Raw genomic sequence first — 18065 nt, forward strand, 5'->3', positions numbered from 1 at the left:
ACATTCTGTTCAAGAGGGGACGGCTTCGCTGTCCCCTCTTGAACAGAATGACAGTCTGACAACATTGGTGTGTGGGCTGCGTCTGCAAACCAAACATCATTCCCTGAATCCAGTGACCTCTTCAATTCCTCCACCCAAATTGATACCCGGAATCTTTTTGAAACATTTCCAGTTGGATTATCCTTAAGAAGAACTCCGAGCAAGGCGACTTGCTTTCCCGTAATTTCGCGCAATCCCGTGAATTTTACGTAAATTTAAGAGTTCTTCGCCCGATCCGTTCGATGTAGATTCTGCAAAATTGCCATCTTCTTTCTGGCAAAATCGCAGGCTTGTGAAACACTGTTACAAGCTACCTTAGTCGAACTTAGTCTCACCTGAAGTTGCCCCGGACGAGTGGATTTCATATGAAAGCGATGATTTTGGCTGCTGGTAAGGGTACGCGTATTCGTCCTATTACCTACACAACTCCAAAGCCGATGATCCCAATTATGCAGAAGCCAGTCATGGAATTTCTGCTCGAACTTTTGCGTCGGCATGGCTTTGACCAAATTATGGTTAACGTCAGCCATCTCGCCCACGAGATCGAAAATTATTTCCGGGATGGTCAGCGCTTTGGCGTTCAAATTGCTTACTCTTTTGAAGGTTATATCGAAGATGGTGAACTGATTGGGAAGGCATTGGGTTCTGCGGGTGGGATGAAGCGCATCCAGGATTTTTCTCCATTTTTTGATGACACCTTTATCGTGTTATGCGGCGATGCGTTAATTGATCTCGATCTAACTGAAGCCGTGCGCTGGCACCGAGAGAAAGGGGCGATCGCCACGGTCATCATGAAGTCTGTTCCCCGTGAAGAAGTCCCCAGCTATGGGGTTGTGGTGACGGATGAGGAGGGTCGGATCAAATCTTTCCAGGAGAAACCGTCTGTTGAAGAAGCACTTAGCACCGACATCAACACCGGGATTTACATTTTTGAGCCAGAAGTGTTGAATTATATTCCCTCTGGCGTCGAATTTGACATTGGTAGTGAGCTGTTTCCGAAATTGGTAGAAATGGGGGCACCTTTCTACGGCATCTCCATGGAGTTTGAATGGGTGGATATCGGGAAAGTCCCCGACTATTGGCGAGCCGTGCGCGACGTGCTGATGGGGAAAGTGCGGAATGTTGATATTCCGGGACACGAGGTTTTTCCTGGCATCTACACAGGGCTGAATGTCGCTGTCAATTGGGACAAAGTCAATATAAAGGGTCCTGTTTACATTGGTGGCATGACCCAGATTGAAGATGGTGCAACCATCATCGGGCCGTCGATGATTGGACCGAGTTGCCATATTTGTAGTGGTGCAAATGTCGATAACAGCGTGGTGTTTGAGTATTCCCGTTTGGGACCGGGGGTGCGATTGGTCGATAAGCTCGTGTTTGGACGCTATTGTGTGGATAAAACGGGGGCTTCGATTGACGTCCAGGCAGCGGCGTTAGACTGGCTGATTACCGATACCCGTCAGGTGATGCCCGAAGATCCTCCGGCAGAGCATAAGGTGATTGCAGATTTGCTCAAGGTAGACACAAAGTAGGGAACGGATAGGATACTGATAAAAATAACGTGAATCACTTTTTTGGGAGAGTGCGGCGGAGCCGCACTCTCCCAAAAAAGTTGTTGTTTTTAATCGGCATGAAAACTGAACTTCAAGAGCGGGCTGACAGTCTGGTTAGCAATTTACAGAGAAGCGTGGATACCTGCTTTGAGGTGTTGCGATCGATTAGTCAGCTGTTTGCATCGTCTGAGCAAATTAAACGGTCAGATTTTCAGCGGTTTGTCCAACCGGCGTTGGCACGGCATCCGAGTATTCAAGCGTTGGAGTGGTTGCCTCGTCTACAGAAAAGCGATCGCCTGAAGTTTGAACAGACGGTGCAAGCTGAAGGGTTTCCTCAGTTTTGTATTACCGAGCAAGATGCCAATAGTGAAATTATTCCGGCACGACAACGGGATGAATATTTTCCGGTTTATTACACCGAGCCGTTGAGTAAAAATCAACTGGCGTTGGGGTTTGATCTAGCCTCTGACCCAACCCGCTGGTCGGCATTGGAGAAGGCGCGAGATACAGGGGCGATCGCCATCAGTGGACGGATTGAGCTGGTGCAAGAAGCCCAAAAGCAATATGGGTTTTTGGTAATTTTGCCGATTTATCAACAGGGCGGTAGTCCTGCGCATCGGGTTGCGCGTCGGGAGCAACTTCAGGGATTTGTCTTGGGGGTGTTTCGGCTGGCAGATGTGGTTCAGTCTGCTTTAAATGGATTGAATTTGGAACACATCGACTTTTCGTTGCAAGATCAATCCAATTCCAAAGATGAGAGTTTACTGGCGTTTTATGCGTCTCAGCAGCAGCAAGTGCTGGCAGACTCAACGCCAAATTCCGTAACCGATAGGGGCACCCCATCCGACTCTGCCTCTGACTATACTCCGGCGATTTGTAGCCGCAGTTTTGCGGTCGCCGATCGCCAGTGGTTGCTAATTCTGATGCCGACTGCGGCGTATGTCGATCGGGCTGAACTCTATCAACAAAGCCAGTTACGCGCCGATACAGCAACAGCTGAAGCAGAAAAATTAAAACTGGTGTTGCGCAATCTTCAGCAAACCCAGGCAAGATGGCTGCTAGAAAAAAAGATGATTGCCGTGGGGGTGGGGCTGGTATTGCTAATTTTGGGCGGCGCTAACCTGTCGGCATATCAGAACATGACTCGTTTGTTTGACAATCGAGAAGCATTGCAACAGGCTTATACGGCGATCGCCAGCCTATCCAGATTGCGGTCATTATCCACCCCAGACGCTGCCACTCGACCCAGTGAACGTGCCACCGTCCCTAATTCCGCTGCTTCAACCAATTCCTCTGTCTCAGCTGATCCGTCTACATCGGCGATCGCTGCGATTGAACTAGAAATTTCGCAGCTTCGTCAAGCAACCCCCGATACTCCCGGTCAACAGCAGCAGTTGGCAGCGTTAGAACAGTTGCTTGCTCAAACCTTGGCATCCTCTCAGCCGGGGGACACCTCAGATGCATTGCCACCCCAACTCCAACAACGGATTGCAGAGATGGAACAAAATCTGCGATCGCAATTGGAACAAGGCGATCGTCAGGCATCTCACTATCTTCAGCAAACGTTGTTGATCAATATAGTCAGCATTGCCTTCAGTTTGACGTTATTGGCGGGAGTATATTATCTGTTGCAACGGCAAATGACGGAACGTCAACAAGTCGAATCGGCTTTGTTTGAAGCCAATAGCCAACTGGAATTAGAGGTGCAGCAACGATCCGCAGAACTGGAACGAACCAAAGAAATTAGCGATCTAAAAATGCGTTTGTTTTCCATGGTGTCCCATGAATTTCGCACACCGCTGAGTACTATCCTGGTTTCAACTCAATTGCTGGCGAGTAGCGATCGCACCTGGAACGAAGAGAAAAAAACAAAAAATCTGACGCGCATTCAAACAGCTGCTAAGACGATGGCGCAGTTGCTGAGCGATATTTTGACCCTCAGTCGAGCTGAAGCCGGTAAACTCGAATGTCATCCTGAATGGATTGATTTGGCACCTTTCTGTCGCCAGGTGATGGAAGCGGTGCAACACAGCGTCGATGCCTCACGCTCAATTGGTTGGCAGTGTCACAGTCCTTCTACCCATGCTTCTGTCGATACCAAACTGCTGCATTCTATCCTGTCCAACTTACTCTCCAATGCGCTGAAGTATTCGTCAGCCGAACGTCCCGTCTGGCTGATTTTGGAGTGCGCCCCTGACGCTGTGATCTTTCACGTTAAAGATGAAGGGATTGGCATTGCTCCGGACGATCAGCAACGATTATACGAAACATTTTATCGGGGTCAAAATGTCGGCGATATTGTTGGTACAGGCTTAGGTTTAGCTGTGGTAAAAACCTGCGTCGATCTACACGGGGGGCAGGTTACGGTTGATAGCGAGATGGGCATCGGGACAACGTTTACTGTGACGTTACCACAGGGAGTAAACCGTAATCTCTAGCGGGGTGTTAGTTATTTACAGCGCTTCGCGCTGGGATATGTTTAATTTTTTTGTTGTGTGCCGCGCTCCGCGCGGCACACAACAAAAAATCTGTAGCTTAAGCAATTGAAAATGGCTGTAAACCTGGTTTCAAATCTGTTGTTAATTTTTGGGAAAGGCGCGCTCCGCGCCTTTCCCAAAAATTAACAACAGATCTAGAACACCATTCAGAATACTGACCCTAACGGCGTTATGTTTTCAACCCACAATATCGCTACATCGCAGTCGGCGAATGTTATAGCCGCTGTCGGGGCCTGTGGGTCCGGTTTCTGCCACCCAGCCGACTGTATTACCTGTGCGAATTTCGACCCACTGCCGTCCCATGCGATCGCTGACACTGCGTCCGGTTAAGGTAGCTCTAAAACGAGCCGGTAAGTTGCCCAGGGGTGTTGCCGTAGACGATGGGCGATCGTAGATTGCCAACCCTTCTAAGCCTTCGTAGGTGACAACGGCACATTCGGTATCGGGCATCGGATCGATGGGGACGGGTTGCGGTCTGACCATGCCACTGGGGCAACGAATCACTCGCAAATTTCGCGCATCGATCCAACCCACCACAGGTTCAACAATTCGTGCCCAACCCGAACCACTGCCGGTGCCCAACAGCACTACATCTCCTTCTTGGACTAATCCTAACGATTCGCTATCGGTGCGCGGTTCTTGATAGATTCCCATTTGGCGGTTGACCAGACGACACTCGACGTCTGTCTGGGCGATTTGAAGGCTTGGAGTCGCTGGTATTGGGGAGTGTGACATGGATGTGGGGCGATCGCCAGCCCAGGCATTGACACTGGTAGATACGCTGAAAACGACCGCCGAGAGTACCAGATATCCAAGTTTTCTCATACCCCATCAGTCTCCGTCCAACTCAACACAGGTTGACAGCATACTAGCAGAAACTTGTATACCCCTACCACAGAATGGAAAGAGGTTGATAATCTAGATCTACTGAGGATCGCAAATCTAATCAAACCCAATTCTTTATTGAGAGAACGATGGCGGAGCCATCGTTCTCTCAACGGATTACAGGTTGATGAATGTGTGATCCTAAAGATCGTGGATTTAGTTAAGATCGGCAACTTTAGCCTTCTACTGGTACGGGTGCGGCATTCGGCAGATGACTCTGGGGTAATAGCGAAGACGTTTTACTGAATGCCATGCCCCTACGCAAGCAATTACACCTTAAGTAAATCCCTGTTTCTAACGATCGCCAGTTCAATACCATCCGGACGTTTAGTTTTGGTTTGATTTCATTCCCGATCCTGACGTCTCATGCTGACTGATTCCTTCACTTCTGCAAGCTGCCATTTTTCCTATGAAAAGCCTTTTTCTCGAACGCCTCCACAGTCCTGACCGCCCTGTTTTGGTTTTTGATGGTGCCATGGGAACCAACCTTCAGGTGCAAAATCTGACCGCAGAAGATTTTGGTGGGGCAGAGTACGAAGGCTGCAATGAATATTTAATTAAAACGAAACCAGAGGCGATCGCCATTGTTCACCGGGGGTTTTTAGAAGCCGGAGCCGATGTCATCGAAACCGATACCTTTGGCGCAACCTCCCTGGTTTTAGCCGAATATGACCTGGCAGATCAGGCGTATGAATTAAATAAACTTGCCGCAGAATTGGCAAAACGGTGTGCCGCAGAGTATTCCACGCCTGAAAAGCCACGCTTTGTTGCCGGATCGATAGGCCCCACCACCAAGTTGCCAACGCTCGGACACATCGACTTCGACACGATGAAAGCCACGTTTGCCGAGCAAGCCGAAGGGCTATATGACGGGGGCGTTGATCTATTTATTGTGGAAACCTGTCAGGATGTGCTGCAAATTAAAGCGGCTCTGAATGCGATCGAAGACGTTTTAGCCAAAAAAGGGCAACGCCTGCCCCTGATGGTGTCGGTAACGATGGAAACCACCGGAACCATGTTGGTGGGTTCAGATGCAGCTGCCATGCTGACAATTCTGGAACCCTACCCGATTGATATTTTGGGGCTAAACTGCGCCACTGGTCCCGATCGCATGGCAGAGCATATCCGCTACTTGTCTGCCAACTCTCCCTTTGTAATTTCCTGCATTCCCAACGCCGGAATTCCTGAAAACGTTGGGGGTCATGCCCACTACAAACTGACGCCGCTAGAGCTGCGGATGGCGTTAATGCATTTTGTCGAAGACCTGGGTGTGCAGGTGATCGGTGGATGCTGTGGTACCCGACCTGACCACATTCGCCAACTGGCAGAGGTTGCCCCCACCCTCAAGCCCAAAGATCGCCCCGTCCGAAAAAGCCTGGAGTTAGCCACCCCCACCTCTCCCCCACCTCCCCTATCTCCCCCATCTCCCCTATCTCCCCCACCCCCTTCATCTCCCCCATCCCCCATTTCTCCCCGTCCAGCCCTGCAATACACCCCTTCTGCGGCGTCGATCTACGCGGCTCAGCCTTACGACCAGGACAATTCTTTCTTAATTGTGGGCGAACGGCTTAATGCCAGTGGTTCTAAAAAATGTCGGGAGATGCTGAATGCAGAAAACTGGGATGGCTTAGTTGCATTAGCCAAAGATCAGGTACGGGAAGGTGCTCATGTATTGGATGTCAACGTCGATTATGTTGGGCGTGATGGCGTACATGACATGCGAGAACTGGTGTCGCGCCTGGTAACGAATGTGACGCTGCCGCTGATGCTGGACTCCACCGAGTGGCAAAAAATGGAAGCCGGATTAAAAGTTGCCGGGGGCAAATGTTTGCTCAACTCTACTAACTATGAAGATGGCGATGAGCGCTTCTTTAAAGTGTTGGAACTGGCAAAGCAGTATGGTGCCGGGATCGTGGTTGGTACGATCGATGAAGACGGTATGGCACGCACGGCTGAACAGAAATTTGCGATCGCCCAACGCGCCTATCGAGATGCGCTGGAATACGGCATTCCGCCCTACGAAATCTTCTATGATCCCCTGGCCCTGCCGATTTCTACAGGCATCGAAGAAGATCGAGAAAACGGCAAAGCCACCATCGACGCGATCCGAATGATGCGTCAGCACCTCCCCGGTGTTCATATTATTTTGGGAGTTTCTAATATCTCCTTTGGACTCAGTCCAGCCGCGCGGATTGTCCTGAACTCGATGTTTTTACATGAAGCCATGGCAGTCGGACTAGATTCGGCGATCGTGAGTGCGGCAAAGATCTTACCCCTGGCAAAAATTGACCCAGAACACCAGAACGTTTGTCGGCAGTTGATTTACGATCAGCGTCAATTTGAAGGCAATGTTTGCGTTTACGACCCGCTGACGCAACTGACGACGCTATTTGAAGGGGTTTCTGCCAAAGCCGCGCGATCGGGCGAAGCGTTGACCGATCTGCCCATCGAAGAGCGACTCAAACGCCACATTATTGATGGCGAACGCATTGGACTGGAAGATGCTCTGGCAAAGGCTTTAGAACAGTATCCCCCGTTAGAAATCATCAACACTTTCCTGCTCGATGGCATGAAAGTGGTCGGTGAGCTGTTTGGTTCTGGGCAAATGCAACTTCCGTTTGTGTTGCAATCGGCAGAAACAATGAAATCTGCTGTTGCCTACCTGGAACCGTTCATGGAGAAGGAGGATGCCAATCAGACCAAGGGCATCGTCATCATTGCCACAGTCAAAGGCGATGTGCATGACATCGGCAAAAATTTGGTAGATATCATTCTTACCAACAATGGCTATCGGGTGATCAACCTGGGGATCAAACAAACGGTCGATCAGATCATCGATGCTTATTCTGAACACAAAGCCGACTGCATTGCCATGAGTGGCTTGCTGGTGAAATCGACCGCTTTCATGAAAGAAAATCTGGAGGTATTTAACGAACGCGGCATTACTGTGCCTGTGATTTTGGGAGGCGCAGCGCTGACGCCTAAGTTTGTCTATGAAGATTGTCAGAATGCCTATAACGGTCGGGTGGTTTACGGCAAAGATGCTTTTTCTGATCTGCACTTCATGGATAAGCTGATGCCTGCTAAGGCTCAGAATAACTGGGATGATTTGCAGGGATTCCTGGATGAAGTGGAGGCAGGGGCAACGGTCAAAGAGCAAGGATCGGCAGAGACGCGATCGCCCGTATCCGACGCAAGCGATCGCACCATCAGTGCAACAGCTGCGGTTGAAGATACGACCCGGTCTGACGCCGTTGCGATTGATATTCCTCGCCCAACGCCTCCGTTCTGGGGCACTCAGATTTTGCAACCCCATGAGATTCCCTTCGACGAACTATTCTGGCACCTCGATCTACAGGCATTGATTGCAGGACAATGGCAGTTCCGCAAGCCCAAAGAACAGTCGCGAGAGGACTATGATGCGTTTCTCGCAGAGAAGGTCTATCCCGTCCTGGAAGAGTGGAAACAGCGGGTGGTTGAAGAAAATCTGCTGCATCCTCAGGTGGTCTATGGCTATTTCCCCTGTTTGTCAGAGGGTAATTCCTTACATCTTTATGATCCCAGTATTGGAATAAATCCCGATGCGACGCTACCGCATGCGATCGCCACGTTCCATTTTCCCCGACAAAAGTCGCTGAGACGGTTATGTCTTGCCGATTTTTACTTACCTAAAGCCGCAGCGCAAAATACCATTGATGTATTCCCCATGCAAGCGGTGACTGTAGGCGAGGTCGCTACTGAATTTGCCAAGAAACTGTTTGATGCGAACCAGTATACCGACTATCTCTATTTCCACGGATTGGCGGTGCAACTGGCAGAAGCACTGGCAGAATGGACCCATGCCCGGATTCGGCGCGAGTTGGGCTTTGGCAGTCAAGAGCCGACCACCATTCGGGATATGTTGGCACAACGATATCAGGGGTCGCGCTACAGTTTTGGCTATCCGGCATGTCCGAATATCCAAGATCAGTTCACACTATTGGATTTGTTGGAGGCAAAGCGGATTGGCTTGCATATGGATGAGAGTGAACAACTCTATCCTGAGCAATCGACAACGGCGATCGTGGCATACCATCCGGCAGCCAAGTACTTCAGTGCTTAAAAGCAGAGATATGGCGCTACGTACTTAGGTCAGGACGAGGTGCAGGGGCAGAACCCTTGCGTGGGGCACAACCTCATTCTCCAATGTCCTACCGTGAATCCATAAAGCTATAGTCTTAAAAAATAAAGATTTTTTGTGGCACAGGCGTCGTCTGCGCTGCAAAAATCTTTATTGTTATGGCTCTACGCAATTCAGTTAGGACATTAGGGGGTGGGGGCGGTGCCCCCACGCAGGGGTTTCACCCCTGCACCCCGTCCTAACCCTAATGCGTACCGCTATATCGAACAGCAGGTTGCCGAGATCGCGGTTTTGGACAGGGTTTTTTATCCCTGCATCTGTTCTCTGGCAATCCTCAATGGCTTGAAGTATAAGGTGTTGAGATAGAGCCGCACGCAGTGCGGCTCTATCTCAACAGCTGTTATTGATCCAGGCGCGAAGCGCTACAGACTTTGGGTGTAGGACTACTGAGATGCATAAACCGGATGAGGTTTATGTGACATACGTGAAGATTCTTATCTCGTCAGGGGAATACTAGGTATATTCTGGCTAACCGTATAGGTTTCTCAGGGAAATTACTCATCCGCGATCGCACAAATTTGTCAGCCATTCAGTCAGCAACCTTAACTAGTGTTGCAAACACGAAATTTTGCAACATGGGGGTTTGGGGGCTGCGCTCCCAAGAGGGGTTTTTACCCCCTCCACCTCCCTCTAAAACTTTTAAGTTGGTGTACTAGCTAAAAAGAGATCTGATTGCTCATCAATGCGTTGTTCCAGCGGTTGTGTATCAACCTCATCAATTGCCCGTGTTTCTTAAATAGAATGCAAACCTTTGATGTATTCCATTAAAGTCGGATTTCCTGTTAATCAAGCTCAAAGGGTCGCTCTAGATGCCAAATTCAGAACATCTAGCTCTTATTAAACAAGGGGTATCCGCCTGGAATCGCTGGCGGGAAGATCATGCTGATGTCAATCCCAATTTAAGTCAGGCAACCCTCGGTATGTTGAAGCTTAGAGAAGTCACACTGAGTCATACGGATCTGAGGGAAGGGTTTTTCAATCAGGCTGACTTTTGTATGGCAAATCTGAAGGAGGCAAACCTCAGACGTGCCAACTTAAAAGAAGCCATTCTTTACACGGCTGATCTAAGCCACGCCGATCTCAGAGAAGCCGACATGATCGGTACAGATTTGCGCGAAGCGAACCTGTTTAGAGCCGATTTATCTCGCGCCAATCTTTATACGGCAACCCTGGCAATGGCAGATTTGCGCGAGGCGGTTTTGCGCGAGACGATGTTGCGCGAAGCCAATTTGAGTCATGCTTCCTTGAGTTATGCCGATTTTTGTATGGCAAATCTCAGAGAGGCAAATCTAAGTCGGGCTGATTTACGGCAAGCCAAGCTCTATACGGCAAATCTGACGCAGGCCGTTCTCTATGCCACGAATCTGAGCCATGCCGACCTGCGAGAAGCAACCTTTAGTCAGGCAAATTTACGGGATGCCGACCTGCGAGAAGCCGATTTGAGTGCCGCTATTCTGTGTTTGACCAATTTAGTCGGGGCAACGCTATATAAGGCAAATCTGAGTCGAGCCAACCTGAGTATGGCGAACCTGTGTATGGCAAATCTAAGCCACGCCACCTTATCAAAAGTGATTTTAATTGGTGCCAATTTGATCGGTACTAACCTCTACGTGGCAAATCTGACCGAAGCCATGTTGAATGAATCGGACATGCGCGAAGCCAGTTTGTGTCAGGCAAATTTATCGGGAGCCAGTTTGCAACGCAGTAATTTGGGGATGGCAAATTTGTCAGGGGCAAATCTTACCAATGCCGATCTGAGCTATGCCAATTTGCGTCAGGCTAATCTTTGGGAAGCCAATTTAGAAGGCACCTGCCTGAAAGGAACAACAATGCCGGATGGCAAAATCCATGATTAAAAACCTGATCCCTGATCGAAAAAAGTGCAGGGAGGCGTCCTTTCACAAGACCTCCATGCACTTTTTTGAGCGTGACTGTGCATTACTCAGGTCACGAGCGAATAGGGTAGGTGAAGCGTTGAAAAGTGGCACTCCGTGGCACTTTTCAAGCTCTCACAATTCTGCTTGGGTTCAGTGAACCCCCTAAGAAAACCCGACGGGTTGGCAGGTTTGCAAAACCTGTTCCAGTTCGTTCATCCGGATTGGTTTGCTGATGTAATCATCCATGCCTGCGTCTAAGCATTTCTTGCGATCGCCATCATCGGTACTGGCAGTAATGGCAATGATCCGAGGGCGAATGGAAGGATGAAATTCTCGGTAGATTTGACGGGCGGCGTCGGTACCGTCCATTTTGGGCATGTACATGTCCATCAAAATTACGTCATACGGCTCACGGCGCAGAGCTTCCAAGACGGCTAAACCATCTTCAACCAAATCTGCTTGATAGCCAATTCGCTCTAACATGCGTAAGGCTACTTTCTGGTTGACTGGATTGTCTTCTGCGAGTAAAACTCTCAGCGGTCTATTCATAGGTAGTTGAGGGCGATCGCTTTGGTCGCAGCTTACACTGTATTCCATCCTAGAGTTCCCAAACGAGATCAACCAGAAACTTCATGGTCTTTCAGTCTTTTTTTCATGGATGGGACTTGGACACGAAGGATGTGTGAGGATACACAGCACTCTCCCTATTCATGGTAAACGCAAATCTTAATCTAGCTTCAGAGCATTGACAGGGACTTCTTCCCAGGAGTTAACTTGGCGGATGCGGGCAATCCAACCGGCTTCTTTTTGCGAAGCCGTCAAATTGGCTTCAAAAGACGCATGGCACTCCTGCGCCTGCGATTCATCGCAACAGGCAATGCAGGAATAGAGTAACCCGGAAGGGTCGATCTGTTCGTTTATCCAAATAATCACAATAGTGGCTCCTCGTCGCTCGACTATATCCTAATTTTCTATGGTTCTACGCAATCTAGTCAGGACATCAGGGGTGGTGGTGCCCCCACGCAGGGGTTTCACCCCTGCACCCCGTTCTAACCCGAATGCGTACCGCTATAAAATCAACGATTAGATTTGCATGGAATGCAGACCCAGGATGCAACCCTGTCCTGGGGATCAGAGGATCTTTAGTTTTGGGAGCGCGGCGTCGCCGCGCTCCCAAAATTAAAGAGTGGGATTTCATTCCAATCCTGGAGTCTCAGGCTTGACCTGCGAAAACTTGAGTCGCTGGGCCCGTCATGTAGAGATGCTGATCTGTCTCAGACCACTCAATCTCTAAACATCCCCCGGGTAGCTCGATCGTTGCCTGGCGATCGCATCGATCGGTTAATACACCTGCGACAAGCGTGGCACAGGCTCCCGTACCGCAAGCGAGGGTGATGCCTGCCCCCCGTTCCCAAACCCGCATTTTCAGGTAGGCACGGTTGACCACTTCGATAAATTCGGTATTGGTGCGTTTGGGGAAAACGGCATGATGTTCAAATTCAGGTCCGACCTGGTCTAACGCGATCGCCGCGACATCTTCGACAAACGTGATGCAATGGGGGTTGCCCATGCTGACGCAGGTAACGTTCCAGGTTTGATTGGCAACGGCTAAGGGTTGATCGATAACCTTTTCGTCAGCCGCGACTAAGGTGGTTGGAATTTCGGCGGCTAACAACCGGGGTAACCCCATATCGACCGTCACTAAGCCAGATTCCAGCATTTTGGGACTGATCAACCCTGCCAAGGTATGAATTCGGTAGACTTCTCGGGCAGAACCCGTCTCGGCTATTTCCAGATCTGCGACGAATCGCGCCATGCAGCGAATGCCATTGCCGCACATCTCTGGCTCTGACCCATCGGAGTTAAAAATTCGCATGGTGTAATCGGTGCCATCTTCACCGGGGAGTGCGAAAATGACACCGTCTGCGCCAATGCCAAAATGGCGATCGCACCACTGCACCGCTTGCTCAGGACTCAATATCGGCTCAGGAGATTGGCGATTGTCGATCAAAATGAAATCGTTACCCAGCCCATGATATTTAATAAACTCGATTGCCATTGCTCTCTCCATGCTTAGTATTGATTATGAGCGATTCATAATTTGCTGCAATCAATTTATTCTAAGGAAACTTATGACTGCTGAACTCGAAACAGGACTGCCAAGTGTTCGCCAAATTCAAACATTGACCCGTGAAGAAACCGAGGTCGAGTTAAAGCTGGTGACAAACGATCTGCTTACCGGCAAAATTCGCTGGCAAGATATCCACTGCATCTGTTTGCTCGATCATTACGATCAACCCACGATCGTTTGGCGGCAAGCGATCGTTTATCTCAAACCTAAGGCTTAAGTTGACTCAAAATCTCCGGTGTTGCCTCTGACTCAGCCAGGTCTTGCAGGTCATCTCGTTCGGCAGCATTGACGGTGGCTAGCGGGATTTGCAACACGGACGGTTCTTCTGTCGGTGCAATCAGCAATCTGGCCTGGTTGAGAGAATGGAAATTACCACAGAGCAGCAGGCGATCGCCTGCCTGAATGTCACTCTTACCATCGGGAAAGCGAATAAATTTGCTTTCTCGGCGGATTGCTTGGATCAATACCCCAAACTGACGCCGGATATGGAGCTCTGCCAGAGTTTTGCCAACCACCAAACTATCGGCGGGGACCAGCAACCACTGGCAAGATGCATTCTCTCCGGGAATTGCCGCTGCACCCTTGGCAAGCTCGCTGAAGGCTGCCAGTTCCCCGGCTTCTCCGACAATCAACAGGCGATCGCTCTGTTGCAGTAAGGTCTGAGCATCGGGATAATCCACTTCTTCGCCCTCTGCCCGTCGAATTGCCATCAGGCTGACGCCGGTCAGGCGGCGCATATCTGCTTCTTCGATCGTCATGCCGACTAACGGGGAACCCTCCGGCAGCGTATACCAGCGGCTGTTCATATCCCTGGCGGCTACCTCTAAATCGCGAGAAATCTCGCGCGAAGGTCGTTCTGGCAATAGCTCTAGATAATGAGAAGTGCGAACTTGTTGAATTTCGCGTTGAATGATTGGCATCGGAATGCCGATACCTGCCAGCAAATGGGCAGAGAGTTCTAGACTGGCTTCAAACTCTGGCTGAACCACCTCGCGTGCGCCCAATTGATAGAGCAGATCAATATCTTTTTCTTGGGTCGCCCGCACCACCGCATCGACATCGGGTGAAATTTCTAGCGATCGCTTTAAGCACAGGCGCGTACTCATGGGATCAGGAAGGGCGATCGCAATTCCCTTTGCCCGACTGACACCGGCGGTTTCTAACACATGCAGACTGGCTGCATTGCCATAGACATAAGGAATTTTGGCGTCGCGCAGAGTTTGAATAGTGCTTTCAGATTGGTCAATCACCACGAGGGGTTGTTGATGGTCTTGCAGCATGCGCACAATAATTTGCCCAACTCTGCCATAGCCACACACCACAATATGGTTTTGCGTGGGCATATCTTCGGCAACTGCCATGGCTTCGTCTGCCCCATCGAGCCAACGGGTTAACCAGGGTACAGTTTCTGACCAGGCCAGCAATCGTGGTACCAGACGCAAAACAAAGGGCGTAAAGACTAACGTCACCGCTGTCGTGCCCAGTAGCAGCAAATAAACGCGTCGGGAAACCAAGCCTAGACTTTGCCCTTTGCTCGCCAGGACAAACGAAAATTCCCCAATTTGGGCTAACCCTAACCCTGCAATCAAAGCCGTTTTCAGCGGATAACCGAAGACTCTGACCAACGGGGTAATAATTAAAAATTTGCCAACAAAGACCAGGGCAACTAAACCCAAAATTAATTCCAGATTGATCCAGATAAAACCCGGATCAATCAACATACCAACGGCTGCAAAAAACAGGCTGGCAAAAATGTCGCGGATGGGTTCGACATAGGTCAGGGTTTGATCGGCATATTCGACCTCGGAGATCATTAACCCGGCGATAAACGCGCCCATCTCGATCGACAACCCCAAATATTCTGTCAGCAGGGCAATTCCCAAACACAGCGCCACCACACCCAACAGAAATAATTCTCGGCTTTCTGTTTTGGCTAACAGGCGCAGCAGTCGAGGAATCAACCAGATGCCAGCGGCGATCGCACCACCTGCAATCAGGGCAGTTTTTAGCAACGCCATGGCGATCGCAATCCAAATCTCTTCAGACGGGCTATTGAGGGCAGGCAACACGGCTAACATTAGCCCCAATGCCAGATCCTGCACCACCAAAATGCCTAACATCACCCGCCCATGGGGAGTCTCTGTCTCACTCCGCTCCATCAAGCATTTTAGGACAACGGCTGTGGAAGAAAGGGAGAGAATTGCACCCAAAAAGATTCCCTGGGTTGGCGATGTCACCCAACCGATGCCCACCGAAACCAGCGCGGTGATCAAAATGGTGGAAAGAATCTGAAGTGTGCCACCCCCCAGGCTAATGGCGCGAACTTTTTTCAACTCAGCCAGGGAAAACTCGACCCCCAGAGCAAACAGCAAGAATGCTGCTCCAAACTGAGCTAGCGTCTCTACCTGGATCAGTTCTTTCACCAACCCTAAACCCGCTGGCCCTACGATCGCACCGCCTAGCAGATAGCCCAGCAATACGGGCTGTCGCAGGAGAGCGGCAAGTAATCCTCCACCAGCGGCGGCTGCCAGCACGATGACCAAATCGACGATTAGTCTGAAATCTTCCTGCACAGTTTTTTTAGAAACGAGATAAAACTTTAATCTTTTCTAATCTTAAGGATATCGATTTTTCAGACCGTGTAGGGATATTTCAAACAAGTTCAGTCCATATTTTGAAGTACGTGCTGTTGAGAGAGAGCCGCGCGGAGCGTGGCTCTCTCTCAACAGCACTCGTAGTCTATTCAGGCGCGAAATACTATATTTTTAGAAGCACGGCAACGCCGCGCTTCTAAAAATATACTGTGCTCCTATCGGTTCGCACATAAGCTGCAAATGTATCAACGATAAATAGCGAATTAAAGACATTTTGATCGCAATATGTTAAAATTCTGTCGCGCATAAGTTGCAATTTTCCAGAATAATTCGCGCATAAGTTGCAATTTTCTCGCTCACGCTAATTTTTAGCTCTTTAAACGCTTGAAATTCCGGGATTGCTAAGGCTTGTGAGTTTAAGCAAGATTTAAAGAGCAAACGGCACACTAGAAGATTAATGTGAATTTCAAGAACAGTACATGGGAACTGAAAGGCTTTCACAAAGGGTCAGTCGTTTGAGATCCTAGCTTTGGCAAAATAACATTGTATTAGCCATGTGGGAGCATAGACCCTTCGCGAAGGTGTTAAACCTGCATCGGTTAAGAATACTAGCGAAACTACGATTTCTCATTCTGATCGTCAGCTTTTTGTAGGAGAAAACTTGGTCTCCTGGTTGTGGCGGTAAATCAAAGCGGTTAAACCCATCAGATTAAGCCGCTTTGCTCGACCTACTTTTACCTGATTGGTACTTGAAGCTTCGGTACAGTAACCTATTTACTAAGTAGCATAACTTAAAGAGTTTAAAGATCTTGAAGCTTGATATTTACTTTTTGGATAAATCATGGCGTGAACTCAACCCCCTACTTCTCTACAACTTGGAACTATTAGCATTGAATTTGAGATATCGGAATAATAGTCGCAAATTGCGACTCGTCCTGCAAGCAAGCTTTAATAGAGTAATAGACAGGAGCACTCAGACACCTAATACTAGGATCGACGTACCGACCAGAATGCCTGTTGGAGCCATCTGAATACTGTAAACGGTGGGTTAAAGTACCCCCGGATGAACGTGGTTATAGAAAAGCGTGTGTTTCTGCCCTAGCTGAAGCGACGGGGCTGAGTCCGCGTACAGTTAATGATTGGGGACCCAATTTTGAGCGGAGACCCGATCACATTCTGCATGTTCTGAAGATGGCAGATATGCTTAACCGTATCAGGGAGATTGTCCTTCCCCCGGATCTTCCTCAGGAATAATTTGATCGTGTTTTCCGACTAAATCTCTTGCCTTCTGGTACAGAATTCCTCTAACTTATCCCTCTAGACGGGAAGTTTGGGGGAAGCTGTGATTATCAGAACTCGGAGTTGGGGGTTGTGCAAACCACTTGCTGCTCTACTCACCCATTTCCTGGTGGGCTGATGCAGGTAAGGGGTGTTGAGGAACGCATCGATCAAGTGCTTGGACAGCCATTAGAGCCAAGCGAATATTGTCATCGCTGGGTTCGGCAAGACTCCACAAGAGGCTATCGAAAAACTTGCGTCAACGCGATCGCCGCCGCTACTGGTTTAAGCCCGCATACTGTCAAGGACTGGGGAAGTGATTTTTCCAAGAGACCCCAATACGTTCCGCTTCTCTTACGTCGGGCTGACTTGCTTAATCAGTTTCGGCAATTGGTGCAAAATCAGTCCCTTCCTCTACCACCAGATTTTCCACAGGAGTAAGTCTTCCTCTTCTTTGATTCTCAATATTTTTTGAGAGGGGTTGCACGATGTGCAGCCGAGTGTTTTTTAGCTGCCGTCTTGTTGATTCTAAAAAATCCTGTAAGGCTTTTTCCCGCTCACGAACTTTACCAGGGGAATCGATACAGGCAACGAAGCTGACTGGCTTGATTTGCAAAAATTGGGCGATCGCCAACTCAATAGTCTGAAGTGGCAGTAGCGTGAGAAGTACAAAGCAGTCCTCCAGCAAAGTAATAATCTTAGCTGGCAATTCGCTGAAAACATCCTGTTTGTCAGTCCAGTATGGTGTCAGGCCAGTACTACCCTGCAACCTCAAATCCTCAAGTGCCCTTTGGTCAGACTCAGGCAATTCAAGGAGTGCATCAGTAAACGTGGTGCTTTCAGAATCAAAAAAACGAGCGATCGCCCTCTCTAAAACTGCCTCTACAGAACATTGGTTCGATGTTGCATAGGCTGCCATAGCTTTAGTTAGTTGATCTGGCAGGTAGTCCACAATTTTTCTGAGGTCAGGTTTGTTTGGGTTCATTTCTATCAGATTGCGAGGATGAGGATTTTACAAGGAGTATCAAAG

At 49.3% G+C, this 18065-nt stretch carries 11 protein-coding genes; 5 read left to right on the plus strand and 6 right to left on the minus strand.

All coding sequences use genetic code 11. The annotated features are described in order from the left end of the window. The first annotated feature begins 404 nt into the window (after window positions 1-404). Together ACR6Z4_RS13225 and ACR6Z4_RS13230 are read left to right on the plus strand one after the other, a co-directional pair. Complete coding sequence (locus tag ACR6Z4_RS13225; protein WP_479717745.1) at window positions 405-1571, plus strand: nucleotidyltransferase family protein; 1167 nt, start codon at window positions 405-407, stop codon at window positions 1569-1571. A 98-nt stretch (window positions 1572-1669) separates the two neighbouring features. Then, the gene (locus ACR6Z4_RS13230) at window positions 1670-4030 is read left to right on the plus strand and encodes a CHASE domain-containing sensor histidine kinase (protein WP_479717746.1); all 2361 of its coding nucleotides are present in this window, start codon (window positions 1670-1672) and stop codon (window positions 4028-4030) included. A 237-nt stretch (window positions 4031-4267) separates the two neighbouring features. Here ACR6Z4_RS13230 and ACR6Z4_RS13235 read toward each other — a convergent pair whose 3' ends face one another. Beyond that, window positions 4268-4915 carry a hypothetical protein gene (locus tag ACR6Z4_RS13235; RefSeq protein WP_479717747.1) on the minus strand — a complete coding sequence of 216 codons (648 nt, stop codon included), beginning with the start codon at window positions 4913-4915 and terminating at the stop codon, window positions 4268-4270. 469 nt (window positions 4916-5384) lie between these two features. Between ACR6Z4_RS13235 and metH the strand changes: the two genes are divergently transcribed. Next, window positions 5385-9077: a methionine synthase gene (metH, locus tag ACR6Z4_RS13240; protein ID WP_479717748.1), complete on the plus strand. Its 3693-nt coding sequence runs from the start codon at window positions 5385-5387 to the stop codon at window positions 9075-9077. 887 nt (window positions 9078-9964) lie between these two features. Further along, window positions 9965-11011, plus strand: a complete 1047-nt coding sequence (locus ACR6Z4_RS13245) for a pentapeptide repeat-containing protein (RefSeq protein ID WP_479717749.1) — start codon at window positions 9965-9967, stop codon at window positions 11009-11011. Window positions 11012-11194: 183 nt separating this feature from the next. On the opposite strand, the gene ACR6Z4_RS13250 is transcribed toward ACR6Z4_RS13245, so the two are convergent. The 3 genes from ACR6Z4_RS13250 to dapF form a co-directional block, all read right to left on the minus strand. Further along, window positions 11195-11629 (minus strand): response regulator, encoded by a 435-nt coding sequence (locus tag ACR6Z4_RS13250; RefSeq protein WP_479717750.1) that lies wholly within the window; start codon window positions 11627-11629, stop codon window positions 11195-11197. Between the two features lie 129 nt (window positions 11630-11758). Further along, on the minus strand, window positions 11759-11965 hold the full coding sequence (locus ACR6Z4_RS13255) for a glycogen debranching protein (protein WP_479717751.1): 207 nt from the start codon (window positions 11963-11965) through the stop codon (window positions 11759-11761). A 280-nt stretch (window positions 11966-12245) separates the two neighbouring features. Beyond that, window positions 12246-13091, minus strand: coding sequence for a diaminopimelate epimerase (dapF, locus tag ACR6Z4_RS13260; protein WP_479717752.1), 846 nt, complete (start codon window positions 13089-13091; stop codon window positions 12246-12248). A 73-nt stretch (window positions 13092-13164) separates the two neighbouring features. Here dapF and ACR6Z4_RS13265 point away from each other — a divergent pair, with 73 nt between their 5' ends. Next, on the plus strand, window positions 13165-13380 hold the full coding sequence (locus ACR6Z4_RS13265) for an Hfq-related RNA-binding protein (RefSeq protein ID WP_479717753.1): 216 nt from the start codon (window positions 13165-13167) through the stop codon (window positions 13378-13380). On the opposite strand, the gene ACR6Z4_RS13270 is transcribed toward ACR6Z4_RS13265, so the two are convergent. After that, window positions 13370-15736 carry a cation:proton antiporter domain-containing protein gene (locus ACR6Z4_RS13270; protein WP_479717754.1) on the minus strand — a complete coding sequence of 789 codons (2367 nt, stop codon included), beginning with the start codon at window positions 15734-15736 and terminating at the stop codon, window positions 13370-13372. The genes ACR6Z4_RS13265 and ACR6Z4_RS13270 overlap by 11 nt on opposite strands. Window positions 15737-17408: 1672 nt before the next feature. Next, window positions 17409-17954: a hypothetical protein gene (locus ACR6Z4_RS13275; RefSeq protein WP_479717755.1), complete on the minus strand. Its 546-nt coding sequence runs from the start codon at window positions 17952-17954 to the stop codon at window positions 17409-17411. Between the last annotated feature and the right edge of the window lie 111 nt (window positions 17955-18065).

The organism is Calyptranema fuscum S582 (genome assembly GCF_055793305.1).

What these genes read in the sequence shown, in the direction of transcription:
- ACR6Z4_RS13225 (WP_479717745.1), top strand. Translation starts at nt 405, where the DNA reads ATGAAAGCGATGATTTTGGCTGCTGGTAAGGGTACGCGTATTCGTCCT.
- ACR6Z4_RS13230 (WP_479717746.1), top strand. Translation starts at nt 1,670, where the DNA reads ATGAAAACTGAACTTCAAGAGCGGGCTGACAGTCTGGTTAGCAATTTA.
- ACR6Z4_RS13235 (WP_479717747.1), bottom strand. Translation starts at nt 4,915, where the DNA reads ATGAGAAAACTTGGATATCTGGTACTCTCGGCGGTCGTTTTCAGCGTA.
- metH (WP_479717748.1), top strand. Translation starts at nt 5,385, where the DNA reads ATGAAAAGCCTTTTTCTCGAACGCCTCCACAGTCCTGACCGCCCTGTT.
- ACR6Z4_RS13245 (WP_479717749.1), top strand. Translation starts at nt 9,965, where the DNA reads ATGCCAAATTCAGAACATCTAGCTCTTATTAAACAAGGGGTATCCGCC.
- ACR6Z4_RS13250 (WP_479717750.1), bottom strand. Translation starts at nt 11,629, where the DNA reads ATGGAATACAGTGTAAGCTGCGACCAAAGCGATCGCCCTCAACTACCT.
- dapF (WP_479717752.1), bottom strand. Translation starts at nt 13,091, where the DNA reads ATGGCAATCGAGTTTATTAAATATCATGGGCTGGGTAACGATTTCATT.
- ACR6Z4_RS13265 (WP_479717753.1), top strand. Translation starts at nt 13,165, where the DNA reads ATGACTGCTGAACTCGAAACAGGACTGCCAAGTGTTCGCCAAATTCAA.
- ACR6Z4_RS13275 (WP_479717755.1), bottom strand. Translation starts at nt 17,954, where the DNA reads ATGGCAGCCTATGCAACATCGAACCAATGTTCTGTAGAGGCAGTTTTA.